The sequence below is a fragment of the Psychrobacter namhaensis genome, from assembly GCF_016107545.1.
Taxonomy (GTDB): Bacteria; Pseudomonadota; Gammaproteobacteria; order Pseudomonadales; family Moraxellaceae; genus Psychrobacter; species Psychrobacter namhaensis.
Genome location: NZ_JABASS010000005.1, coordinates 60161 through 85397, shown reverse-complemented (window position 1 = coordinate 85397; position 25237 = coordinate 60161). Strand labels below are relative to the sequence as shown.

The 25237-nt window shown below is 44.4% G+C and carries 22 protein-coding genes, 1 tRNA gene and 1 pseudogene; 11 read left to right on the top strand and 13 right to left on the bottom strand.

Annotation, left to right across the window (positions count from 1 at the left end; all coding sequences use genetic code 11):
• Positions 1-552 precede the first annotated feature (552 nt).
• The 6 genes from JFC06_RS05920 (at position 553) to JFC06_RS05895 (ending at position 6140) form a co-directional block, all read left to right on the top strand.
• Positions 553-1503, top strand: coding sequence for an alpha/beta fold hydrolase (locus JFC06_RS05920; protein WP_198334323.1), 951 nt, complete (start codon positions 553-555; stop codon positions 1501-1503).
• Positions 1504-1651: 148 nt separating this feature from the next.
• Positions 1652-2473, top strand: a complete 822-nt coding sequence (dapD, locus tag JFC06_RS05915; protein WP_071001928.1) for a 2,3,4,5-tetrahydropyridine-2,6-dicarboxylate N-succinyltransferase — start codon at positions 1652-1654, stop codon at positions 2471-2473.
• A gap of 215 nt (positions 2474-2688) precedes the next feature.
• Positions 2689-3420: a 7-carboxy-7-deazaguanine synthase QueE gene (queE, locus tag JFC06_RS05910; RefSeq protein ID WP_198334322.1), complete on the top strand. Its 732-nt coding sequence runs from the start codon at positions 2689-2691 to the stop codon at positions 3418-3420.
• Positions 3421-3480: 60 nt separating this feature from the next.
• A complete protein-coding gene (locus JFC06_RS05905; RefSeq protein ID WP_198334321.1) occupies positions 3481-4635 on the top strand; it encodes a multidrug resistance efflux transporter family protein in 1155 nt (384 codons plus the stop codon).
• A 117-nt stretch (positions 4636-4752) separates the two neighbouring features.
• Positions 4753-5388 carry a trimeric intracellular cation channel family protein gene (locus tag JFC06_RS05900; protein WP_193006234.1) on the top strand — a complete coding sequence of 212 codons (636 nt, stop codon included), beginning with the start codon at positions 4753-4755 and terminating at the stop codon, positions 5386-5388.
• 86 nt (positions 5389-5474) lie between these two features.
• A complete protein-coding gene (locus JFC06_RS05895; protein ID WP_193006235.1) occupies positions 5475-6140 on the top strand; it encodes a trimeric intracellular cation channel family protein in 666 nt (221 codons plus the stop codon).
• A gap of 30 nt (positions 6141-6170) precedes the next feature.
• On the opposite strand, the gene recJ is transcribed toward JFC06_RS05895, so the two are convergent.
• The gene (gene recJ / locus JFC06_RS05890; RefSeq protein ID WP_198334320.1) at positions 6171-7982 is read right to left on the bottom strand and encodes a single-stranded-DNA-specific exonuclease RecJ; all 1812 of its coding nucleotides are present in this window, start codon (positions 7980-7982) and stop codon (positions 6171-6173) included.
• A gap of 216 nt (positions 7983-8198) precedes the next feature.
• On the opposite strand from recJ, the gene JFC06_RS05885 reads away from it, so the two are divergent.
• Both JFC06_RS05885 and JFC06_RS05880 read left to right on the top strand, forming a co-directional pair.
• A complete protein-coding gene (locus JFC06_RS05885) occupies positions 8199-8714 on the top strand; it encodes a hypothetical protein (RefSeq protein ID WP_193006237.1) in 516 nt (171 codons plus the stop codon).
• Positions 8715-8949: 235 nt separating this feature from the next.
• Complete coding sequence (locus tag JFC06_RS05880; protein ID WP_193006238.1) at positions 8950-9339, top strand: hypothetical protein; 390 nt, start codon at positions 8950-8952, stop codon at positions 9337-9339.
• A 79-nt stretch (positions 9340-9418) separates the two neighbouring features.
• Here the strand turns inward: JFC06_RS05880 and JFC06_RS05875 are convergent, their stop codons facing one another.
• Together JFC06_RS05875 and uvrB are read right to left on the bottom strand one after the other, a co-directional pair.
• Positions 9419-9790 (bottom strand): hypothetical protein, encoded by a 372-nt coding sequence (locus JFC06_RS05875; RefSeq protein ID WP_193006239.1) that lies wholly within the window; start codon positions 9788-9790, stop codon positions 9419-9421.
• A gap of 326 nt (positions 9791-10116) precedes the next feature.
• Positions 10117-12228 (bottom strand): excinuclease ABC subunit UvrB, encoded by a 2112-nt coding sequence (gene uvrB, locus JFC06_RS05870; protein ID WP_193006240.1) that lies wholly within the window; start codon positions 12226-12228, stop codon positions 10117-10119.
• A gap of 447 nt (positions 12229-12675) precedes the next feature.
• Between uvrB and dps the strand changes: the two genes are divergently transcribed.
• Complete coding sequence (gene dps, locus JFC06_RS05865) at positions 12676-13158, top strand: DNA starvation/stationary phase protection protein Dps (protein ID WP_193006241.1); 483 nt, start codon at positions 12676-12678, stop codon at positions 13156-13158.
• Between the two features lie 180 nt (positions 13159-13338).
• On the opposite strand, the gene JFC06_RS05860 is transcribed toward dps, so the two are convergent.
• The 8 genes and pseudogenes from JFC06_RS05860 to JFC06_RS05825 form a co-directional block, all read right to left on the bottom strand.
• Positions 13339-14055, bottom strand: coding sequence for a DUF2059 domain-containing protein (locus JFC06_RS05860; protein WP_198334319.1), 717 nt, complete (start codon positions 14053-14055; stop codon positions 13339-13341).
• Positions 14056-14104: 49 nt separating this feature from the next.
• Positions 14105-15211, bottom strand: a complete 1107-nt coding sequence (locus JFC06_RS05855; protein WP_198334318.1) for a cation diffusion facilitator family transporter — start codon at positions 15209-15211, stop codon at positions 14105-14107.
• A gap of 220 nt (positions 15212-15431) precedes the next feature.
• The gene (locus JFC06_RS05850; protein ID WP_193006244.1) at positions 15432-15971 is read right to left on the bottom strand and encodes an acyl-CoA thioesterase; all 540 of its coding nucleotides are present in this window, start codon (positions 15969-15971) and stop codon (positions 15432-15434) included.
• A 137-nt stretch (positions 15972-16108) separates the two neighbouring features.
• Complete coding sequence (locus JFC06_RS05845; protein WP_198334317.1) at positions 16109-16519, bottom strand: DUF2177 family protein; 411 nt, start codon at positions 16517-16519, stop codon at positions 16109-16111.
• Positions 16520-16556: 37 nt separating this feature from the next.
• Positions 16557-17741: pseudogene (locus JFC06_RS05840) on the bottom strand (class I SAM-dependent methyltransferase).
• A 360-nt stretch (positions 17742-18101) separates the two neighbouring features.
• On the bottom strand, positions 18102-19100 hold the full coding sequence (locus JFC06_RS05835) for a DUF1365 domain-containing protein (RefSeq protein ID WP_198334316.1): 999 nt from the start codon (positions 19098-19100) through the stop codon (positions 18102-18104).
• A 41-nt stretch (positions 19101-19141) separates the two neighbouring features.
• The gene (locus JFC06_RS05830) at positions 19142-20866 is read right to left on the bottom strand and encodes an NAD(P)/FAD-dependent oxidoreductase (RefSeq protein ID WP_198334315.1); all 1725 of its coding nucleotides are present in this window, start codon (positions 20864-20866) and stop codon (positions 19142-19144) included.
• Between the two features lie 64 nt (positions 20867-20930).
• A complete protein-coding gene (locus JFC06_RS05825) occupies positions 20931-21668 on the bottom strand; it encodes an SDR family NAD(P)-dependent oxidoreductase (RefSeq protein ID WP_198334314.1) in 738 nt (245 codons plus the stop codon).
• 624 nt (positions 21669-22292) lie between these two features.
• Between JFC06_RS05825 and JFC06_RS05820 the strand changes: the two genes are divergently transcribed.
• Positions 22293-23495 carry a pyridoxal phosphate-dependent aminotransferase gene (locus JFC06_RS05820; RefSeq protein WP_198334313.1) on the top strand — a complete coding sequence of 401 codons (1203 nt, stop codon included), beginning with the start codon at positions 22293-22295 and terminating at the stop codon, positions 23493-23495.
• 260 nt (positions 23496-23755) lie between these two features.
• Positions 23756-23831: transfer RNA gene (locus JFC06_RS05815), tRNA-Asn, on the top strand.
• Positions 23832-23960: 129 nt separating this feature from the next.
• Here JFC06_RS05815 and JFC06_RS05810 read toward each other — a convergent pair.
• Together JFC06_RS05810 and JFC06_RS05805 are read right to left on the bottom strand one after the other, a co-directional pair.
• Positions 23961-24428: a DUF305 domain-containing protein gene (locus tag JFC06_RS05810; protein WP_226949494.1), complete on the bottom strand. Its 468-nt coding sequence runs from the start codon at positions 24426-24428 to the stop codon at positions 23961-23963.
• Positions 24429-24499: 71 nt separating this feature from the next.
• Positions 24500-25111 (bottom strand): DUF411 domain-containing protein, encoded by a 612-nt coding sequence (locus tag JFC06_RS05805; protein WP_198334312.1) that lies wholly within the window; start codon positions 25109-25111, stop codon positions 24500-24502.
• Between the last annotated feature and the right edge of the window lie 126 nt (positions 25112-25237).

Below are 25237 nucleotides of genomic sequence, written 5' to 3'. Positions count from 1 at the left end.
CCAATCGTATTGTTCTGCTAAGCGGAACTACGTTTCATTAGTTAAACTATTTAAGCAAAATTCAGGTAGGTTGTAAACCTTTATCACGAGGTAAGCAGCAACAAGACTAGTTTTTCACAGCACGTCACCACACATGGCGTATTTAGAATAAATCAATTTTATGGTTCAATTGACGCTTGCTTGACTCTATGGGTATTAAGCGAGCGCCGCTTTAAAAGCGTGGCGATAAGTGGCACACAAGTTAAATAGATGCCATACAAACAATGGCGCAAGCACAATTGTCTTAAATAGCATTGACCCAATAACGCTTTGTCGCTACATTGTTTATCACCTTTATGGCGCTAAAAACGTGTGGCCCCAAAAACAGTATTTGTGCGCACACGACGAAAAACGCTCAAACAAGGTAAAATGAATGACCAGCGCCCAATACCAACATTTATTATAAGCGTCGTATAATACGCTGACTTTTTAAACACTGTTTAGCTGTTTAAAAGCACAATACCTACAACCAATTAAAATGATAAGCCTTTAAAACCTTTCAAGGAAACCGCTATGAACACCGATACAAGTAACGACCACATCCTCTCCTCTGATAACATTCACTACTTGCATCATGATTTTTTTGAACCAAGCCATAAAGACACCGCGGTAAAAGCCACGTTACTGATCGTGCATGGTATGGCAGAACACAGCGGCCGCTATGCAAATTTTGCGCAATTTTTAGCAGACAATGGTGTCGCAGTGGCAACTTATGATCATCTAGGCCACGGCCAAACCATTAAAACAGAAGCAGATTTAGGCTTTTTCGGTGAGGAACATCCTGTACAATCGCTATTAAAAGACGTCATAGTCATGGCCGATAGCTTAAAGGCGCGTCATCCTAACGTCCCCCATTTTGTCATGGGGCACTCTATGGGCTCCTTTATTGTCCGCAACGTCCTCAAACATCACGCCCACAATTTCACAGGGGCTATCTTAATGGGTACAGCCGATGCCAACCCATTAACCAAAGTGCTCCTGCCGGTCAATAAAATACTGGCAAAAGTAGCGCCCAGACAGCCAAACACTGTGTTTGCCAGTACAATGAATAAGGTACTCAACAGCAAACTTGAAAACCGCACCTCTTCCTCACAGTTTGCTTGGTTAAGTGCAAATACGGCGAATATTGAGGCCTATGAAGCCGACCCTATGACTGGTTTTGATTTTACCAATAACGGTTTTATGACCTTGTTTGCTTTAATGGAAGCCAGTTTGAATAAAGGCTGGGCGGTGACAATTCCTAAAAGTTTCCCTATGCTATTTATCAGCGGTGCAGAAGATCCAATTGGTAACATGGGCAAAGGGGTCCGTAAAATTGTCACCCGTCTAAACAAGCAAAACTTTAGCCGCATCGATATTCAGCTCTATCCAAACATGCGCCATGAGCCATTACATGAAAAAGACAACCAAATCGTCTATCAAGATGTCTTGGCGTGGTTAGACAGCCATGCGTCAGATAGTTGAGATTAGCAACAACGTTTGCGTGTAACGCGTTTGCTAAAAGTCGCCAAATTAGCGACAATACGGCAAGCAAGTTTTTAGTCCAAGTCACACTCATCCTGTAACTATAATATTTACTGTCACTTACCTTCCATTTATCTTAGGAACCTTTATGTCATTACAGCAAACCATCGAACAAGCCTTTGAAAACCGCAATGAGTATAGCCCAAGCAATATGCCACAAGACGTGCGTGATGCCATCGAGCAAGTGCTTGAGCAACTAGACAACGGCAGCTTACGGGTTGCAGAAAAAAAGGACGGCGAATGGGTCGTCAATCAGTGGGCAAAAAAGGCTGTCTTACTCTCGTTCCGTCTCAACGACAACTACGTTCAAGCAGCTGGTGAGCACGTACAGTTTTATGACAAAGTACCAACTAAGTTTGCCAACTGGACTGAAGCCCAATTTAAAGAAGCAGGCGTACGTGTTGTCCCGCCAGCGGTAGCTCGTAAAGGCTCATACATTGCAGCAGGCGCTGTACTCATGCCATCTTATGTCAATATTGGCGCTTACGTTGATCAAGGGGCGATGGTAGATACGTGGGCAACGGTGGGCTCATGTGCTCAAATCGGTAAAAACGTGCATTTATCAGGTGGCGTTGGTATCGGTGGTGTATTAGAGCCATTACAAGCCAATCCAACTATAATCGAAGACAACTGCTTCATCGGTGCACGCTCTGAGATCGTTGAAGGCGTGATCGTAGAAGAAGGCGCTGTTATCTCTATGGGCGTCTATATCGGTCAATCTACGCGCATCTATGACCGCGAAACGGGTGAGATTCATCGTGGCCGCGTACCAGCAGGCTCAGTTGTGGTACCAGGTAGCTTACCTTCAGAAGATGGCACGCACAGCTTATACGCCGCTATCATCGTGAAAAAAGTGGATGCACAGACCCGCGCAAAAACCGCTGTAAATGAGTTGTTGCGTTTGGACTAAACCCCTCCCAAGTACGATCTTTATTTTTAACAAAAAAAGATGCTGGAGAATGACTCCCGCATCTTTTTTGCAGCTTAATATAAGGCATTACGTTATAATCCGCTTTTTATTTTGGTTTTATTAAAACCTAGCACGGTACAATCTATAAACTGTCTTTTATTAAGAGTGATGAATGCTTAATCGCGTTGTCAACATTAACTGTATTTGAAAATATTATGAGTGAGTCACTACTACGCACATCTACCATTCCTGTCACTGACCCTGAAGCGGGTCTACGTTTAACAGAAATCTTTTACTCATTACAAGGTGAAGCGCTAACGTCAGGCTTACCAACGATATTTGTGCGCCTCACTGGCTGTCCGCTGCGCTGTGTCTATTGCGATACCGAATACGCCTTTATAGGCGGCGAGCGTCAATCATTGGACACCATTATAACGACGATCAAACGCTATCCTTGTAAACGTATCTGTCTGACGGGCGGCGAACCATTGGCTCAGCCGAACGCCATTGCCTTGATCAAACGCTTGCTGAGCGATGGCTATGAGATCTCCCTTGAAACAGCTGGCGCCCTCACGGTAGAAAATGTACCAACGGCCGTGAGTAAAGTGATGGATCTCAAAACACCAAGCTCAGGCGAAGCCGATAAAAACTTATGGTCAAACCTCGACTACCTCACACAGCATGACCAGATTAAGTTTGTCATCATGAATCGTGAGGATTATAACTGGGCGAAAACCAAACTGTCTGAACACAAGCTCAATGAATTGGTGGGCACGGTGTGGTTTTCTCCAATGTTCAATATCGCAGATGATGTCAATGAAGACACTGGCCCCGATGTGCCCGTATTGGCGCGCGACCTTGCAGAATGGATATTGGCTGATGCCCTGCCTGTACGCTTTCAGTTGCAACTGCACAAAATCATTTGGGCAGACGCCAAAGGTAAATAGCACACTAACCGTTAAACAGCCACTATTAATCAATAATAAGCCAAGGATAAGGGCGTAGGTATGATCAAACTCATTTTATTGGGCTTATTGGCGGGTGCGTTCTTTAGTTCAACGTTTGTCCTAAACGAGCTTATGAGTGCAGCTGGTGGGCACTGGTTTTGGTCTGCAAGCCTACGTTACGCTTTTATGTGGTTGATTCTCACAGCCCTTATTGGGATGCAGCATGGCGCGGGTCGTATCAAGGCGCTGATGGCTATTTTTCGTCAACATTGGGGTTTTTGGTGCATTACTGGCAGTATTGGCTTTGGTATATTTTATACGGGTATTTGCTATGCTGCTGACCATGTTGCTGGCTGGGTTGTTGCCGCGACTTTTATGTTTACAGTGGTCGCAAGCCTACTCGTATTACTGGCGTTTGGGCAGCGTTTTGATAAAAAATTCATTGTCTATGCGCTGTTAGTGTTTGTCGGTGTCGTGCTGGTGAATGTTAGTGAAGGACTGCACGCTGCCTCGTTATTGGACAGTCAGGCAGCGCCCATGACGGACATGCTACTGTACGGTGCCATACCGGCGCTAGTGGCAGCCTTTAGCTACCCCATTGGCAATCAGCTGGTTTGGCAAGTCTCTTATAATGCACGTCATCGTAGCGCTGAGCTGCTGTCTACCAAAGAAGCGCCTATTCAGCAAAGTGATATCGGCGAGCACACCAGCGCACTGATCACCGAAGCCCCTGTTTTATCGACTGACATAGATCATATGCCAGACGTAGCCGGCCCCGTACGCATCACCTCCTCTAATCAAGCCTTGCCTAACTCATTTTTACAACGTCTTATCGCGCGCATACCAGCGATTGAAACCACTTTACTGCAAAACGCTTTTAACAAAGTGTGGTTAATGACGCTTGGGAGTTTGCCATTTTGGCTGGTTTTAGGCATTATAGTGCGCCCTGATTTGCCAGACACTTCCCAACTATTCAACACGTTACTTGTCGCTTTATTGGCCGGAGTAGCAGCAACCAGTATTTTTTTGTATGCTCGCGAAAAAGCAGAAACGTCAAGTGAAGTGGCTGGCGTTGATGCAACACAAGCCAGTGAGGTGATATTCGCCTTAATTGGGGGCATGTTATTGCTCAACAACACCATACCATCGGCCATGGGCTTGATTGGGATCGGACTGATTATCGTAGGACTCATACTGTTTGCAAAAGATGGATAAACAGTGGCCTGATACTGAGCCACTTCTTTTTACACTATCGGTATAACCTCTCAATATACGTTCCGTTTAAAACACATACTCAAGCCACTTTGATGGGCGCTACTTGGCAACATAACCATGGTTAATGATTTGATTTTTCCTGATATTCTATTATATTTGTTAGACATGGTGGGCGTGATTGCTTGCGCGATAGCAGGGACGCTACTGGCTCAACACAAAGGTTTGGATATCTCAGGCTGCATCTTGGTTTCTATGGTCAATGCCATCGGTGGTGGTACGCTGCGTGATATGGCGCTTGATCGTCATCCACTATTTTGGATGACGGATCTCAATTATGTGATCGTCATTACAGTGACATCACTGATACTACAGATGTTCTTTCACCTGTATCATAAAATTGATAATGCCCTTAAACTCTTTGACGCCATTGGACTGGCAGCTTTTAGTGTGATTGGCTTTAAGGTGGCATTGACGCAGGACATGTCCCCTATCATCGCTATTATGATGGGTGTTTGGACGGCCATTGTCGGTGGTCTGCTACGCGACATTATCTGTAATGAGATACCGCTGGTACTACAGCGTGAGATTTATATCACTGCCAGCATTGCAGGATCTGTCACATATTTACTTTTACAATCCTTCGGTGTCAACGCTGGTATCAATGAGTTCATTATGCTATTTGTTATCTTTGCAGTGCGGATGCTAGCGCTTAGATTTGATTGGCATCTGCCCTCTATTCGCTTGGTGGCATAAAAGGCGTTTAACACCACTGTAGAATGGGTTTACGCTTAGTGCTCCCCCTACCGCTTGATAATATTCACAATGAGTGAGATTTGCGCATGTTGGCTATCGCATTGGACCCTGCAGCACTGATCACCACCTTTGACCCGCGCTCTTTGATTTACTTGTTTGACATGATCGGCATTGTCGCTTGTAGTGTGTCGGGCACAATACTGGCCAAGCACAAAAACTTTGATGTGTTCGGCTGCTTACTGGTGTCCATTGTGACCGCTATCGGTGGCGGCACAGTGCGAGACGTCATTTTAAATCGTCATCCATTATTTTGGATGGTAGACATGAGCTACCTTACCGTCATCACTATATCTTCTTTAGTGATGCAAATATTTTTTCACCCTAACTCTCGCCGCGTCGATAAATTCCTCAAACTCTCAGATACCATTGGCCTGTCCGCTTTTACGTTAATTGGTATCAAGGTTGCCGTTGGCATGGGGGCAAATGTTCCGGTGGCCTTACTGCTAGGTGTCATTACCATTGTGGTGGGCGGCATCATTCGCGATATGATTTGCAACGAGATTCCGCTGGTGTTACAGCAAGAGATTTATATTACCGCTGCATTGACTGGCGGCATTCTCTATTTTGTCCTACACCATCTTGGTGTGACCGCTTGGGTTACGGATATCGCGACTATGAGTACGATCTTTACCTTACGCATGCTCGCGATACGCTATGATTGGCAGTTTCCGACATTGGAATGGAAGTATTAAAAGCACTTCACTTTAAAAATAATGAAGCTCTTAGGTCTTTTCTACCACCGCCAAGTCTTTGACCATCAGCTGCAAGCTTTGTTTGCCATTCCATTCATTGATGTCCAACTGAAATAACACATGCACTTGTTTGGCGCGGTAATCCCAAACGCTGCTATCAAAATTAAAATAAATCGCCTCAATCGGATACTGTACATCAGGATAACGCAGCGATAGCTTGAGATGCTTGTCTTTTAACACCTTAAAACTCAACACTTCAAACACGCCATCAAATATCGGCGGCGCAAAACCATGCCCCCAAATATTGGCATCAGCTAACTGCTCTGCAAACCACAAGCTAAAGTCACTCGCTTGTAATGGGCCATCGGTGAATTTCTGCTCTGCAAACACGTCATCATTCATCTGCGACATGACTTCATCAAAAGCTGCTACAAATGCCTCAAAATTCCCGCGCTTAAGGGTCAAGCCTGCGGCCATCGCGTGTCCACCAAAGTGACTGATAAGATCGGGGTAACGCTCAGCGACTTGTTCAATCGCATCACGAATATGCACGCCAGCGATAGAACGCGCTGAGCCTTTGATGGCATCGTCATCGCCCGTACGCTGTGTGTCTGCTGGCGCAAAAACAATGCTGGGTAGATAATGACTTTCTTTTAAACGACCAGCGACAATGCCAATCACGCCTTGATGCCAGTCATCTTGGTACAAAACAATACTACGCTTATGATCGTTGACGGCTTTTTTCTCAGGCTTACTCTGAACGATAACATCGCGACTTTCATCAGTGTCAGTATCAACACCATCAGCCAATGTTTGAACAATACTGTCAGCTTGTGTGCGCATCTCGCCTTCTACTTGACGACGGGTACGATTTAGCTGCTCAAGCTCCTGTGCTAGACGCTGCGCAGTGCCCCAATCTTCAGTCAATAAACACTCAATCCCGATACGCATGTTATCCATACGTCCAGCAGCGTTGATACGCGGACCTAAGACAAAACCAAAATCCTGTGCGTGTAATTGCTTGGGGTCACGTCCGGCTTGTTCTAATAAGGCTAAGATGCCTAAGCAGCAACGTCCTTGGCGAATAGCAGCAAGTCCATGATGCACTAAGATACGGTTGTTTTTATCCAGCACACCAACATCAGCAATCGTACCAAGCGCCACTAAGTCTAAGTACTGACTGACTTGTACCGTAGACTTGCCAGCTGTACGGCGCAGTTTGGCCAGTCGCCCGAGCACATAAAAGGCCACGCCTACCCCAACCAGCGCCTTACTGGTAAAGCTGCAATCAAGCTGATTGGGATTGACCACGGCCTCTGCAGGCGGTGTTTCTTTCGTCGTTAGATGATGGTCAGTAATAATGACCGTTATACCATCTGCCTGCGCGCGCGCCACGCCCTCATGACTAGAAATGCCGTTGTCTACCGTCACTATCATGTCCGGCTGATAAGTTTCGATACCCAACTCAACAATCTCTGGTGTCAAACCATAGCCGTATTTGAAGCGATCCGGTACTAAGAAATCAACCACCGCGCCCATTTTTGTGAGCGCGCGCATCATCAGCGCCGTGCTGGTCGCGCCATCACAGTCAAAGTCACCAACGATTAAGATGCGCTGTTGGGCATCAATCGCCTCATCTAGTAGACGTACCGCTTCTGTGACACCGTGCAGCATCTCAGCGGGCAACAGACCAGATAGTCCCGTATCAAGCTCGGTAAGTTCAGTGATACCGCGGCCTGCGTACAGACGAGCAAGCGTTAATGATTGGGCAGCAAGTGGTTGCAACGCGACAGGCAACTCGTCAATGCGAGTATGGGTATAGCGGGGAGTTAAATTTAGCATGGACGTATTCTACTGGCTTTACGAGAGGCTCACAACGACAATTTTTAACGTCTCAGTCCATAAGATCACCTCGTACTTACAAAAACGGTGCATAGTGACGTAATTTTCTGCATTTTGCTACAAAGCTATGATTGTATGCCGCTTATAAATCCATAGAATAGGAGTCATCTGAAGTATTTGTTCTCTATTTTAATCAATTTTTTATAAGGAAATCCTATGAAAACGACACCACTCGCTGAAAAACTACCAGACACCATTGATCCAAATCTAGACCTTGATAAAGTCAAAAAAGAATGCCAAAAGTTAGTAAAGAAGCGTGCTAGAGTGTCAGCTGGTGTGGCTATTGTACCGGTGCCATTTTTTGATGTCGCAGTTGATGCGGGCATGCTCACCCAGCTTGTCCCTGAGATCAGTGAACGTTTTGGTTTGATTGAAGATCGCAAATCAGCGATTGACTTACAATCAAAAGAAGTCCACTGGCGTGCGGTTAAGGATCGTACGGTAGACTTTGCGGGTCTCATGGCGACACGTGGCCTCGTCAAAAAAACCATTCAAACTTTCGGTGGTCGTATCGCAGCCAAACAAGTAACGAAGTTTGTTCCACTAGGCGGACAACTGGTTGCCGCAACGATGGGTTACACCATCTTTAAGAAAATCGCCAACGACCACATCAATGACTGCTATAAATTGGCCAAAGACATCCAAAAAAAGCAACACGGTAAAAATGTCTAACCACAGTTAGTCAATGCTGCATCATGTTCACCAGTTAAGACTTTAAGTCTTAACTGGTTTTTTATTGCCTAACGCTAGAACTGCTAAGACTGACGCTTAATTAGGATGACATCATAAATCCTATTGTTTTTCCTGTGTAAGTTATGAATAACGCGGTTAAAAATATGCAATAATCACAAACGTTTTCAAACAGCGCGCTTTTGATTTCCACTCAAAAAACTTAAAGGACTTTCCTATGAAAAAATACGTTGCTTCTACTCTCTTACTCGCCACTTTTGCCTTAACTGGCTGTACCACGACAGGTGGTGTTAATAACAGTACAGGTAACGCTATCGGTACAGCAAACGAGATTGGTATGAACGTCTTTAAAGCAGCCATTGACAATCAGTGCCGTAGCCAAATTGAGAAACAAAACGCATGGCGTATTGCGAGTGTGGCCATGACTGAAACACAAGAAGAAGCGGTAAAGAGTAATGTTTGCGGCTGTGTCAGTGAGCAAGCACCGCAGCAAGTCACCATTGTGGAACTTGGAAATGCTGCTATAGACTCGCAATATCGCACGCAGCTGGTAGCGAGAGTCGTCGCAAAGTCCCTACAAAGCTGCTACGCAAGTTTTACTAAATAAGTCGCTATAAAATACAAAAAAAGGGAGACGTGAAATGTAACGCTCCCTTTTGTTTCTACAATTTTTAGTACCGCTCATATCATAGGTCAGTAGGTGGCTTAGAGGGTAAAGCGGCGGTAGAAGGCAATACCTTATTTCGACGAAAATACTTGGAAGAGCCATCGATAATTTTGCTCACTTCTTTGATCAGATCATCGATGACATCATCATAAACACCATGATTCAGCTCAGTCTCAAATGAGGTAAAAGGATGTTTACGTGATGCTGAGCTTACTTCTGTCACCCCTTCTTTGCTATAAAAAATATCGACACGACCATCACTATTTAACACGCAGTTTAGTAGACCGCCTTCAAGCTCCATCTCGACGCGCTCAGGCATAAAAATATAATCATCTACATCAATGAGCTTCTTTTCTACTTCTCGTTTAAAAAACGATTTGATATCAAACATAGACCGTTCCTTCACTTAAAAATTTATAAAATACGTTAGCACGCCTGACTTTGTAATCCACGTCTAGCATTTATCTGTATGCTTTGTCGCTCGTGCCTTATGTATTTAGCCTATAAGATACGTAGGCATTTTTTAAGGTGGGATATGTAAAACTGCGTTTGATGTTAGTAAAAATGTACTGTCAATGTCCGTTCTCTTCGTAGATATCGGGTGCTGTTTCAGATACTAGCCAGCTTTTAAGCCACACAAAACATTGACACAAAAAAGTGAGTCACAAACTGGGCAACTCACCTCTTTTACTTCTAAATACCATCCAAACTAAACGGCTAGATTAAATGCGCTTTAAGCTCAAGCACCTTATCACGCGTTTTTGCCGCCTCTTCAAACTTTAAGTCACGAGACATTTGCTGCATCTGTTTTTCCAGACGCTTAATCTCTTTGGCCAATAAATCCGGACTACGCAAGATATTAATATCGACATCAGGCAGGTTACTCTTAACTGGAATGGCTTGATTGTCATTGGCATCCAAGCTTTCACCCGTATCAATCTTATCGGTGATACTACGGCGCGCGCCTTTTGGCGTGATATTATGCTCAAGGTTAAAAGCAATCTGCTTGTCACGGCGACGGTCAGTCTCATCTATCGCTTTTTGCATACTTGGTGTGATGCGATCGGCATAGAGAATGGCCTTACCATTTAAGTGACGCGCAGCACGGCCAATGGTCTGAATGAGTGAGCGCTCAGAGCGCAAAAATCCCTCTTTATCTGCATCAAATATAGCAACCAATGACACCTCTGGCATATCCAAGCCTTCACGCAACAGGTTAATACCCACCAAGACATCATGGACGCCAGTGCGCAGCTCATGAATAATCTGCATACGCTCAACCGTATCGATATCTGAATGCAAATACGCCACTTTGACGTCATATTCTTTTAGATAACTGGTCAAGTCCTCTGACATGCGTTTGGTCAAAGTGGTAATCAGTACGCGCTCATCTTTTTCGCGGCGCTTGGTAATCTCGGATAGCACATCATCGACCTGCGTCAACACAGGACGTATCTCAATCTCAGGATCGATCAGGCCCGTGGGACGTACCACCTGCTCGACGACTTGTTCGCTATGCTCTAACTCATACAACGCAGGCGTCGCACTCACATAAATGGTCTTGGGTTTGATACGCTCCCATTCTTCAAACTTCATGGGACGGTTATTCATCGCACTTGGTAGACGAAACCCATAATTGACTAAGTTCTCTTTACGGGATCTATCGCCTTTATACATCGCGCCAATCTGCGAGACAGTCACATGCGACTCATCAAGGAATAGCAGCGCATCCTCTGGAATATAATCAAACAACGTCGGCGGCGCTTCTCCTGATGGACGACCAGACAGATGCTGCGAGTAGTTTTCGATACCGTTACAGTAGCCAAGCTGCTGAATCATCTCTAGATCATATTGCGTCCGCTCTTTAAGACGCTGCGCTTCAACCAGCTTATTATTATCACGGAAATACTCCAAACGTGGCTCTAACTCTTCACGAATGGTGTGGCTCGCCGCTTCTAGCTTATTACGCGGTGTCACATAATGTGACTTGGGATAAATCGTAATGCGTGGCACGCTACGCACGGTTTTTCCTGTCAACGGATCAAACCATGTGATTTTTTCCACTTCATTGTCAAATAAGTGCACACGTACAGCCAGTTGTTCAGATTCAGCAGGATAGATATCGAGTAGCTCACCGCGCAAGCGATACGTACCACGGCCAAAGTCCAGCTCGTTACGCGTGTATTGCATTTCGACCAGACGTTTAATCGTCGCCGTACGATCTATCTGATCACCAACGACCACATGTAGCAGCATTTTTAGATAACTTTCTGGATCACCCAAACCATAGATACACGATACCGAGGCGACAATAATCGCATCACGGCGCTCTAACAAGGCACGCGTGGCTGACAAGCGCATCTGGTCAATGTGATCGTTGATGGCGCTGTCTTTTTCGATAAAGGTATCACTAGCGGCGACATAAGCTTCAGGCTGATAGTAGTCATAATAACTGACGAAATATTCAACCGCGTTATTGGGGAAAAATGACTTAAACTCGCCATATAACTGCGCGGCGAGCGTCTTGTTGTGCGCCATGATAATGGTCGGCCGTTGACACTCAGAGATAACCTTTGCCATCGTATAGGTTTTACCAGAACCAGTCACACCCAGTAGCAACTGCTCATCCATTCCAGAATTGATACCGCCAACGAGCTTTTCAATCGCTTGGGGCTGATCGCCTGCTGGTTCAAAATCCGTCACCATCTCAAAGGCACGACTCGATATTTGCGTCCCTGACGCATTAACACCACTAATTTCAGCCTCGCCTTGGAGCTGAGTGGCCAATTGGTTTAACTGACGCGACGAGCGCGGTTCAGGCATTCGCATAATGGCTTACTTCTTTTAAAAGTTTATAACAATATGGGGTCTGAATATGGATTTTTAAAGGATGGTTAAAAGGATGGTTATAGGCTTTGTCTATGACTTGCCGTGGGAAATACGAACCCGTATCTAAGCGTATAAAGTGACTCTTAATTATAAGCACACCCTTTATAAGCGTACCCTTTATAACAGCACTATCCATAAAAGCATTACTGCTAAGTGTGCCTAAGATAGTTATATAAAACGCCCATAGCATCCACTCCATTTACAAAGCTTTTCATGGTTAACAAACTCATTACACGACCACCTAACAAAGCATAACGCTTAAGGGTTTCATACCCTATTTAAGCTGGTATGATTTATAACGAATCAACAAGCAGTACCGACGTAAAATATCAATAAAAACAAGTTAGACATTCCATTCAATAAAATAACGATATAACGGAGTAAAATATGAGAGAACGTTACGCAAGTGGTATTAATGATGAAACTGCCAAAAAAATGGTTGATCTGCTAAACGCTAATTTAGCAAATCTAATTGACTTAAGCATGGACAGTAAGCAGTGCCACTGGAACCTACAAGGCACAGGCTTTATCGGTGTGCATCAGCTATTAGACGATACTTATGAGCGTTTGACAGAGGGCTATGACACTGTGGCTGAACGTATTGTTATCTTGGGCGGCAAAGCAAATGGGATCTCAAAGCGTGTGGTTGAAGATTCTATTTTGGAAACTTATCCTACTGATATTACCGAAGTCGATCAACATGTCCGTGAGCTTACCAACCGCTATAAAACAATCGCCGCCTCACTACGCGAAGCGATCGATACTGCAGGCGAAGCCGGAGACGAAGATACCGCTGACGTACTGACAGAAGTAAGCCGTATCATCGATAAAGATGCGTGGTTCATTGGTGCCAATGCGCCAAAAAAATAAGCTTTCATAATCTAAATTATTGAAAGATGAGCGTGATAAAAGATAAAACACAAAAAAGGTCGCCTAAAATAGGCGACCTTTTTTAGATGCGTCTGAGCTTTTTTTTAACGTCTGACTTTTAACGCCTGATACTAGCCGAATTCCGGAAAATCACGTATAAACCTTTCAGACTTCCACTAACTAAAAGATACCTTTGATAATTTGTTTCATCTGCGGCAGTAATGCTTCTAACTGCCTTTCAGCTTCGCTAGTATCGTCCGGTAGTGATTGCTTTAAAAAATCTGCCGTGATTTGTGGCTGCTTGGCTAAAACACTTTGACCGATTACCGTATCGTAAAACCCGATCTGGGCATCGACTTCTGCCTGCGTGTAATAAGTCTTCGCCGCATTGACGTAAGCTTGGGTCAATGTTTGCTCATTAGCTGCTTCACCAATACTCTCGGTCATTATTTTGCTGTATTGACCCAAAACATTTTGTATTTGTTCTTGCAGCTCACGCTGGCGCGTACTTGACGCTTTATTTTCTGGTAAATGTTTTCTATTTTGGGCTTGTTCGTGAATGGCTTCGATAGTGGCTTTTTGCCCTTTGACGATAGATTTTATTTGCTCATCGATGTGCATCACTTGCATCAACTTAATGACAGACGCATCCGTCGGTGCAGTCATGTTATGACTCCGATTAACCACCCGCCTTGTAAAGACATCACTATTAAACGCCTCTGTCTGCTTAGAAGCTATTACTTGCTGCTGAGTAGGCTCACTATGAATAATCAGTTCAGCATTCGCTTGTGTCAGGCTACCTACTATCAGCGCCATCCATAGTGCCCTGCTCAATACTTGCGTGATGGGCAGACACATACTCGTGTTTTTAATAACTGCCTGTAGACGGTATCTCATAGAACACTCTCGCTATTAAGCATGTCAGTCGTGCTTTTACTTTAGTGATTTAGCGGCTAGATAAATTCAGTACGTCAGCACTGGGTGCCGAGAGTGTTAAAATAGCCTCTTGAAACAGGGGATTGGCACGGAACTGGTTCTCAATGTCTTCAAATTTTTGCGCGATCTCTTTTTCTTTTTGATTACCCGCGATGTCTACTGCCGCCACCATAAATATTTTTTTGGGACCTACCCATTCTAAATGTAGGTACGAGACGCTATCAATGTCTGGATGATTGAGCAGCTCACTCAATACGTAGGTATGTATTCTATCTGATACTTTATAACCCACCAAGAAATCCCGATTACGACTGATCAGAAAGATAGCCACCACGCCTAGTAGTAGCCCCACGATAATAGAACCTAATGCATCCCAAAACGGCTGACCTGTATAAGCATGCATGCCCATCGCTGCCGCAGCAATAACCAAACCAATCACAGCAGCCAAATCTTCAAAAAATACGCCGCGTAGTGTTGGGTTTGACGTATCGACCACATAACCGATGGCGCTGATATTAATTGCTTCACCGTGCTTTTTACTTTGGAGGTAAGCTTGTACTAAAGAAAATCCTTCAAGGACAAAAGCTACGGCCAATATAATAAAACCAATCGTATAATTGGTCTCACTCTCTGGTGCGTTCCACTCAGTGATGCCCGTATAAATAGACACAATAGAGCCTGCCATAAAAACGCCAAAAGCGGCAATCATTGACCAAACGTAGGATTCTTTACCGTAGCCTAGCGGATGGTTTGCGTCCGCCGGTTTGACGGCTTTTTTTTCAGCGACAATTAATAATGTGCCATTGCCTGCATCGGCCCAAGAGTGAGCGGACTCCGCTATCATAGAAGCAGAACCAGTCATGAATGCTGCTATGGTTTTTGCAATCGCAATGATAAGGTTTGCCCCAACGGCAATCAACACCGTCACCAATGAGCCAGAGTGTTGCTTATCTTTGTTTGGTACGGTTTCAGAAGAACCATTAGAGTCCGAATGAGTCAGAGCAGTAGAAGTGCGGTCAATGTTGATCTGGCTTATACCACGAGAACGCCTCGTGTGCGGCGTGGATTGATGAGTAGCAGGACTAGGTAAATTGTCTTTTGATGGCTTCAAACTCATAATAGCCTCAGTAAAATAACATCTGTTTAACCACTGTCTTCAAAACAGACTGACTATGTCGTAGGACTGACTTTAGCTGTCCCAATGACTGACATAAAAGTTCGCGTATTCTTAGATAAAGCGTCAGTAGATTTTTAGGGTGTGGGGAGTAATTTTAGATGATTCGCGGTGGACAAACTGTCTGTTAAGCCGTTGTTTGCCGTTCTATGCAAACTGGCTTTTATTGATCCCGCTCTCCGATCATATCTCCCTCTCCAAAATCGCAGCTTGGACGATGTGAGCTTTCCATACGCAAGTTTTTACGTTCCAGCGCGGCATCAGCGCGGCACTGCTGCATCTCATTTTTAATATTAAGCGGTGGCGCAGGTGTCGGCTTGCCATTGTCATCAATAGCCACCATCGTAAAATAACAACTGTTGGTATGGCGCACTGTGCGGGCTCGGACGTCTTCTGCTTCGACTCGAATCCCAATCTCCATTGAGGTATTTCCTACATAATTGACACTTGCGGCAAAAGTCACCAACTCACCAACGTAGATAGGCTCACGGAACATAACCTGATCCACAGACAAGGTCACTACATAGTTACCGCTATAGCGACTGGCACAGGCATAAGCGACCTGATCAAGCATCTTTAGCAAATCCCCACCATGGACGTTACCGATGAAGTTCGCCATATCTGGTGTCATGAGTATCGACATATACAGCTCATGGTTTAAAGGGGCTTTTTTGGCAGTCGAGCTGGTATTATATTGCGGCATAACAATCCTCAAATTGTCTAAAACTTATTTATTATGAGTATCAGTTATACAGTAGCGTGCGACACAGCTCAAACAGTCATCTGTCGACTAACGGTCTAAGTTATGTAAACTGTCATCTTGATCGTGGTGGCAGCACTTTAGGTCAACCAATGAAAGCGGTAAGCAAGCCAAGCAACCATCGCACTAACTGAGCCTGTTAAAATACCACCCCAAGCAAAGTCAACTAACGCTGTGTCTAAGGTAAAGCCTTTATACAGGGCCAAACTGGTAAAGTCATACGTCCCATAAGCCATCAGCCCAATTAAGCCACCGAGTAAGAAAATATGACCGATTGAAGTGCCCGCTTTGATTTGTGGGTACAGAACCAATATACAAAGCGCCAATATGTAAAACATATAAAACACACCTGCGGCGACCATATTTGGCTCATCAGCCAATAAGTGACCGATACGTGCCTCATAAAAAGCCCCTTTCATGGTCGTTAACCAAACCGCATCAACGCCCAAAAATATGACCACAGCAGCAAGATAGACAAATACGTATCCCATAACCACATCCTTGTATTAAGATTATTGTCGGCACCACTTATAAAGGTAGCGCATGTTGGTTGAACGCCTCTTGGTCATTATCGTTCATAAGTTGATCCATAAAGCGACAGCTTTGCTCCTCACTCACCCTGTCATCGAAAGACCCATCAGAGAAGTGCATCGTGTCAATGTTGTTAGGCTTCACTGCAGTCACTTGTACCACGCCAATGGTCCGTTCTAAAAATCCCCCTTCACAGTAGCAAAAGTAAAAGTTCCATAAACGAATAAAGGCGTCATCATAACCAAGCGCTTTGATTTCTGTACGCTGCGCCATAAATGCGGTACGCCAATCCCTCAGCGTGTGCGCGTAGTCAAAGCCATAGTCGTGTAGCTGTTTGATGACCATGTCGGTCTGCTCAGTAAACTGTGTGTTTAGCTCTTGATTGGATAACAGACAGCCACCAGGAAAAATGTGTGTCTGAATAAAATCGACCGATTTTATGTAGTCTTGGTAATTTTGGTCATTGAAGGTAATCGCTTGCAATACCATTAGTCCCGTGGGTTTGAGCAAGCTATTGCACTTGGCAAAGAAAGTCGGTAAATATTCATGCCCGACCGCTTCAATCATCTCAATACTGACCAGTTTGTCGTACTGCCCTGTCAGCTCACGATAGTCTTGCTTAAGTAGTGTGATTTTATCAGACAGTCCAGCGGCTTTGACTCGGCGCTTCGCCTCACAATACTGCGCATCAGAGATGGTCGTTGTTGTTATGTGACAACCATAATGCTGGGCGGCATAAATAGCAAAACCACCCCAACCCGTCCCAATTTCGATAACGTGATCATCAGGGGTAAGTTGTAGACGCTGACATATAAGCGCCAATTTTTACTGCTGCGCATCGCTAAGTGTCATCTCAGGCGTACGATACACGGCTGAAGAATACATCATCGTATCGTCCAAAAAGCGCTGATACATATCATTACCCAAGTCATAATGCGCTAGGATATTAGATTTGGCGCCAGATTTATCATTACTACGCAGTTGATGCTTCGCTTTCTCAAATGCCTTACTCACGCCAGCAAAGCGACTCTCTAGTTTATTGAGTAATGCCAAGTTACGCGCTGCCAAGCGAATCAGTCCCGTTAAATCATCCGTATCCCATTCACCATTAATATAGCTGTCTGCCAGCGCTATAGAGCCACCCAGTAACAGTTGACGATACACAGCGCTGTCATGAATCATCAAGGTGACATGTAATGGATGACGACCAACCGCTGAACTGCTAGCAACGCTAGATGACACGCTACCAAAGCTGCTTGTAGTAGGTGCCTGTTCACCAAATGCTTCGATTAAGGTAAGTCGGCCGAACTGAATGTGCTTTAGGGCTCGAAATATGAGTTTTCTTGCCAATTGATTTATTCCCTCATTCATGGGTCGCAAAACAGCGCTCTCGTTGGCTATTTTGTTCAGCCGTACGGACAGTTTCTCTAATGCTGAGCTGGGTGCGCGGTCGGTTGGTCGTGCTGGCATTGTGTGTTCATCCTTGTATAGGCCTTCTGTAGTCTCGTATTTTATTTCTGATACTCTTTGAGCTCTCCATCGTTAAGAGTCAGCTTTTTGAGTGTTTGCTGGGTGCTGTTGGCTATTGACCAGTTTTTCATCATAGTTTACATACGGCACTTTTTTGATCGCATAAAGTTTAAAAGCGTGCCAATAGACACGCGTTAAAGACGTTATATTCATGAGGGGGTTTTGTCGCAAGCTTTGACGGACAGAGGCATCAGTCAAAGCTGTGCCTGACATCTTTATCCCCGTTTTTAACACGTCACCGCGCTCATCACTGATATCAATAGCAATACGAACCTGCAAACCATTGTTTGGCTGCCCTTTTGCCTCGTCTTTTGTTGTACTCTTTATGGTCACCTGCCAACGATAGAGCTGATCGATAGGGTTAAAGGGGGACACATGGAAGTTTTTATCGTGGCAAAACTCAGTACGCTCACCTTCTAACAAAAACCCATAATAATGACGCTTATTCCATGGCGTGTTAGAAACCTCAGCCAACAAATGGGTGGGTACCTGCTGCTTATCAAAACCCAAATAAAAATTGACTGGGCTAAAATAGAGGCCAGCATTGCGACAAACCACAAGTCCGACCGTCTCGCCTAACGGCGCACTGCCCATTTGAGCGATAAATGCTTGTTGTAAACGATGCTTAAGTGCTTGAACCTGATCCAACTGGCTATTGATATTAGTATTATTATTACTGCTTAGGCTATTTATTCCCTGCAAATAGTCATCAGGACAAAACTGCTGCAAAGCCTTTTTCTTTACTGAAAATAACGGCCATTGTATTGCTAATAGTCTCTTTGGCAGAATTAAGGTTAGTCCTAATTTTTTCAGGATTTTACTTTCACCAATGGCTGCCGTACTGATGTCAGGGAGCGCCTGTCCTGCCGCTAAGGCGCTAATATTGATCCCCCAATAACGATAAGGGTAACTAAACTTATGTACGTTTGGCAGCAGCCTGCTGTGCCATGTTGTGCCGTGGAACAACTGATGGGGCACGGAGGTGTTAGACGAGTGGACTTTACTAGACATAACGCTCTCTTCGTTAGTAATACTTGATTTTAACCCCAAAATTACCGCCCTTTACGACGGCCAAATAACCCTCGGCTTCTCGTTTGAACGCTATCAATGGTCGCGGACTGTAAATGCGCCACATACTCAATCAGCTCTTGATTGGTAGTCGCCGTCGTGACCTGACGTTTATGAAGTTTGCGTGGCTTTGTATCTGCTTTCACGGGTAAGTCCTTATAGCGAAATGGCGTATGGGCGCTATCAGCATCCGGCAGATGAGATGGATCGGCTTCATCTTTTATATCAATATCAAGACCGAGCGCCTGACAGACACGTAATCCACTGCGTACGCCATCTTCATGAAAGCCATTGAACCAGTATGCACCGCAAAAATGTGTATGCAAACCGTTGCCAGAGATACTTAACCATTTGGTTTGAGCTTCAATCATCGCTAGATCAAACACTGGATGACTATAGTCGATACGCTTGACTACCTGTCTCTCATCAATTTGGTGATTCAAAGTGACCAAATAATTATGCTTTTTGGTCAGGCGTTGCAAGATATTCATATGATAGGTCAGTACGGGCTTACTCGATATTTGCACGTTTCCGGTGACTTTAGAAGCTTGCCTCTCTTCTGTCACGTGGCCTGACGATTTTTCATCGATTAAATAGTTCCAGCTTGCCCATGCTAGTGGTTTTTTGGGTAGGACACTGGTATCGGTGTGCAGTACCGCGGTATTTTTGGTAAAGCGGAAGTGACTTAATACTTTAGATTCATCCGTACTGGCATCTTTTAAAATATTGAGGGCGGTGTCTGCATGACAAGCAAAGACGACTTCATCGAACACAAGATTTTCGCTACGATTATTAGCATTACCTTTACTTTGCACCGTCAAAATCACTTGCTCGCCATCACGTACTACGGATTGTACTGGGCTATTGACTCGCACCTTGCCACCCGCTTTGATAAAACGTGGAATCAGTTTATTGACATATTGCTTTGAGCCGCCTTTGATCGTAAACCACTGCGGCCGATTGACCACATCAAGCAAACCATGGTTGTCAAAGAACTGCGCAAAAAATACCAGTGGAAAATCTTGGACTTCATCCAGACTGGTCGACCAAATAGCCGAGACCATGGGCAGTAGATAGTTATCCGTAAACAGATGACCATAGCGTTTTTTTACCAGATAACTACCGAGAGTTTGTTCAGTGAAACGACTCACCTCTTGCCCGTGCGCGCGAGCAGCTTCATAAGCTTGACGCAGCTGCTTGATGTGTTTATTGAACTGTAAGACCTCTTTTATAAACTGCCAAAATTTTGGATTCAGTACATTCTTTCGCTGCGACAATAATGTGTTGAGTGTATGACCGTTATATTCAAAGGCACGTGCCGTATTCTTTACCGAAAAGCTCATATCCGTTGCCTGAAACGGCACTTGTAACTCATGAAGCAAACGAAAGAAATTGGGATACGTACGCTCATTAAAAACAATAAATCCTGTATCTATCACACTGCTCTCTACCTTGCTGCTCTTTGCCTTTTTGCCATCTTGTAGCGCGACATCGATGGTGTTGACATGCCCGCCGATATAATCATTGGCTTCAAACACCGTGATATCATGCTGCGCCACAAGATAATGGGCACAAGTCAGCCCTGACACACCTGAGCCGATAATAGCAACACGCTTTTCCGTTTCGATATCATCACAATTTTCAGCAGTATGCGTATGTTTTTGCGCGGTCTTTTGATTATTTGCACGCTTAAAACGAATAAACGGCATAAAGTGTCCTTCCTATATGGGTAGCTATGTCTTGGTGAGTCGTCCTTTAAATTACTGTAGAGCCTCACTTTTTATTGAGCTTTTCACTAACTTGCTGCCAGACCAAGTCCGGCAACGTACCCAATGCCTTTAACGGTAAAGTCAGTTTTTTCGGAAACTCAATAACCTCATGGCCACTCTCGATACCATCGCGTATGGCTTGGCTTGCCTGCTCTGGAGTCTGAATAAACGGCATAGGAAAGTCATTTTGTTTGGTCATAGGGGTTTCGACAAAACCCGGCACCACTAAGCTGACCGCCACATCGTACGGAGCGAGACTAATCTGCAGGGTTTTCATCAAGTAATGGATGGCGGCCTTTGAACTGCCATACGCTTCAGCCCGCGCAAAAGGCACATAAGCAGATGCGGACCCAATGCCAACCAAGCGGCCTTTTGAGGCAATCAGCTTTGGCAACACGCCCTCAACAGCATGTGATAATGTGCCCATATTCACTGACATGACTCTCATAAACGCCGCACTGTCAAAATTTGGCATGTCCAAATACTCACACATACCCGCCCCACAAATCGCCAAATCTACCTCACTGATTTTGTCAAAAGCTGCGAGCACTTTCTCTCGATTCATTAAATCTAAATCGATGGTATCTGCCCCTAGCGACTTCAGTTCAGCCAACGCCTCATCGTCACGGCCAACGGCATACACGTGATGGTTTTCTAAGAGATAGTCTTTTGTTAACTGCTTACCAATGCCCGAGGTCGCTCCAGTAATAAGGATATGCAGTTTTTTAGAAGAGTCTGTCATGATCAACCTCCTTTTGGTCACACTTATAGGAAAAATCACCGTTTACCCAAGCTTTAATGACTCGTGCTTCTACTTAGAATATCAGGTTAATTTTTATTAAAATAAATTCCGTTTTATGTAATATATCTAAATAATAATAGCGTAAAATAACCATTTTATTGTTGTGGTTTCGCAATCACTTCGCCCCTCATCCTATTAAATCTGTCCGTCATCACGCTGGCAAACCTGCTAAGAAATTCGTCATTTTCTGTTACGACCCCTATAAGACAGTACAATAACCACATGCTACAATGCCAAGATCAAAAGTGCGTAGAGGTCTGAATGCTCACTGATTATTGAGCGTTAACTACCATCACAATACGTCCCTTTTAAAACGTCCCTTTTAAAAAGAAAAATAGTGCGGCTGGGAGGAATATGTCGACGCCTATTCTGCAATAGCACAATAAGCGAGGATACCTTACCCCAACCAAGCACTTTTTTGCGTCAAGATATTACTTTGAACGGATAACTGCTTAAAAAGACAAGGCGTGAAGCTGTCTGGCGTCATGTTTTAATAACCCTTAACAGTTTATATAATCAATAACACGTCTTCACTAACCCACTCCAATGTAAAAAGGATCTCTCATGAGCGAGTTGCAACTGTCTGACCGCGTCAACAACATCAAACCATCACCTACGCTAGCGATTACCAATAAAGCCAAAGAGCTCAAAGCAGCGGGCAAAGATATTATCGGTTTGGGCGCTGGTGAACCTGATTTTGATACCCCTGAACACATCAAAAAAGCAGCCATCGATGCGATCAATGACGGCTTTACTAAATACACGGCTGTCGATGGTACGCCAGAGCTAAAGACCGCCATCATAGAGAAATTCAAGCGCGACAACGACATCAGCTATGAGCCAAACGAAATCCTAGTATCGGTCGGTGGTAAACAGTCGTTCTTTAACCTTGCCCAAGCCTTTATCAACCCAGGCGATGAAGTCATCATCCCAGCGCCATACTGGGTCAGCTATCCTGACATGGTCATCATTGCAGAAGGCGTGCCAGTCATCGTTAAATGCCCTGCTGAGCAAAACTTTAAGATTACCGCTGAGCAGTTGGAAGCTACCATTACTGACAAGACCAAACTGTTGGTATTGAATAGCCCCTCTAACCCAACGGGTATGATTTATACGTTAGATGAGCTAAAAGCCATCGCTGAAGTACTGAAAAAGCATCCACAAGTCTATGTAGCCTCAGACGACATGTACGAGCATATCCGCTGGACGGGTGATCAGTTCTACAATATCTTAAATGCAGCACCTGAGCTAAAAGACCGCGCGATCATTCTAAATGGTGTGTCTAAAGCGTACGCAATGACAGGCTGGCGTATCGGTTATGCTGGTGGCCCTGCTAAGCTAATCGGTGCCATGAAAAAGGTACAATCACAATCCACCTCATGCCCAACCTCGATTAGCCAAGTGGCGGCAGAAGCCGCAATCAGTGGTGACCAAAGTGTCCTCACGCCGATGGTAGCCGCATTTGAGCAGCGCTGTGACCTTGTAGTTAACGGTTTGAATGCTATTAAAGGCATCACTTGCCTGCGCCCTGATGGCGCGTTTTACGTGTACCCAGAAATCAAACCACTCATTAAAGCCGCTGGTCTCTCATCATGTACGGAGTTTTCAGAATGGTTATTAGACAAAGTCGGTGTGGCCGTGGTCCCTGGTGATGCATTTGGCCTTGGCGGTTACATGCGTATCTCTTACGCAACCGATGAAGCCACCTTAAAAGATGCCTTATCACGTATCGAAAAAGCAGTGGCTGACTTAGACGTTGCCGAATAAGTCATAAAGGGCACTTAGTCTTATAAGTTTTTTTATAGAAAAAGACACCCTATATATTCTATAAGGTGTCTTTTTTTGTAGACGTTTTAGCCATTTTTTAGTAAAAATCTGCTAACTCATCATTAAAATGACAATTTTTACTAATTATGCAAAAAAACGCTTGACGTATTTTTTATCTTTGCTAGAATACGCCCCACTTAGCAAGAACTCATTAGAGACTTCTAAGGCTCGTTGTAGGAAATTAAAGTCTTACAGCCTATTCTCCAATAGCTCAGTTGGTAGAGCAACGGACTGTTAATCCGTGTGTCCCTGGTTCGAGCCCAGGTTGGAGAGCCACATTTTAGTAGTAAATTTCTTGAGTCATCTCTGATTCAATTATGGCATTTGCCAAAACCCTCATCACTTTGATGGGGGTTTTTTTATGGGTGGTTTGTTGTGAGAAATCTCTTATACCTGACACCTCATCTATTTTAAATCTTCAATGAGTGCCTGCATCTCGCTTATTTCACGTTTTTGTGTTTCGATGATTTGATCAGCGAGCTGTCTTACTCTAGGATCTTCTATATCCGCTCTCTCACTGGTCAAAATAGCAATCGAGTGATGGGGGATCATGGCTTGCATCCAATCGACCTGATCGACGGTTTGCTGTGATCTAACGCCCCATATACCTACCGCAAACAGTACGATACTCAACCCATAAATCATTAAATTAATCTTGGTTTTCTTATACATGTTGGCCATAAACGCCAGCATAACCACTGCCATGCCCGCCCCCATGTATAGCGCCATGTAAACTCGAGTCTCACTGAAATACACATGATCCCATTCATAAGTGTTGAAATACATCATGATATACATCAGCACAGTAGACGTAAGAATCATGAGGGTAAATTTCACATAAGGGTTCATCTGGTTTTTCTCGTCATGATTCATCGGTCAGTCTCCATCAATGTTACCAATTTATTGAAGTTTCAATTAAGTGTTTTTGGTTTGAAGACATCAGCTTATAACTGCTGCTCTGCCGACTCCACTTCAACATATACTTGCTTTGTACCATCTTTGTTTATTTGCATGATCTGATACGGTGCAAACTGACCCTGATACTCCATACCCGGACTACCGACAGGCATCCCCGGTACAGCCAGTCCAATGGCTTGCGCCGGTGGATTCTGCAAAAATTCAGCGACGTACTTCGCTGGAACATGACCTTCAAAGACATAGCCATCAGTGGTGATAGCGGTGTGACAAGAGCGTGTCTCAGCAGGCACGCCATAACGATCTTTAATCAGTGATAGATCTGCTGGATGCTCGACAGTCGAGTGTAAGCCATACGACTGTGTGTGCTCTATCCACTCTTTGCAACAACCGCAATTGGCATCTTTGTAAATGGTTGCTGACACATTTTTGAGCAGGTCTGTGTTGTCTGCTGGATTTTCTACAACCACTTGCGCCACTTGGGTAGTCTCTGCCTCAACAGGGCTGCCATTAGAATTATCGATGTCAGACTGCCCACAAGCTGATAACACAGCAGCTACTAAAAAAACAGCCGACCCTTGAATAAACGTAGGTAAATAGCGATAAGACTTCCTATTAGACATAGTAGTAAAAATAGTCATAGACACTTCTCATTTCATTGAATGGGGAATACAGCCTTAGAAAAAGTACGTGGAGATAAGCTCCTTTCTAGCTCAAAAGCAGCCTAAAAACAATAAATAATTATAAATCAAACACTTAATAAAATC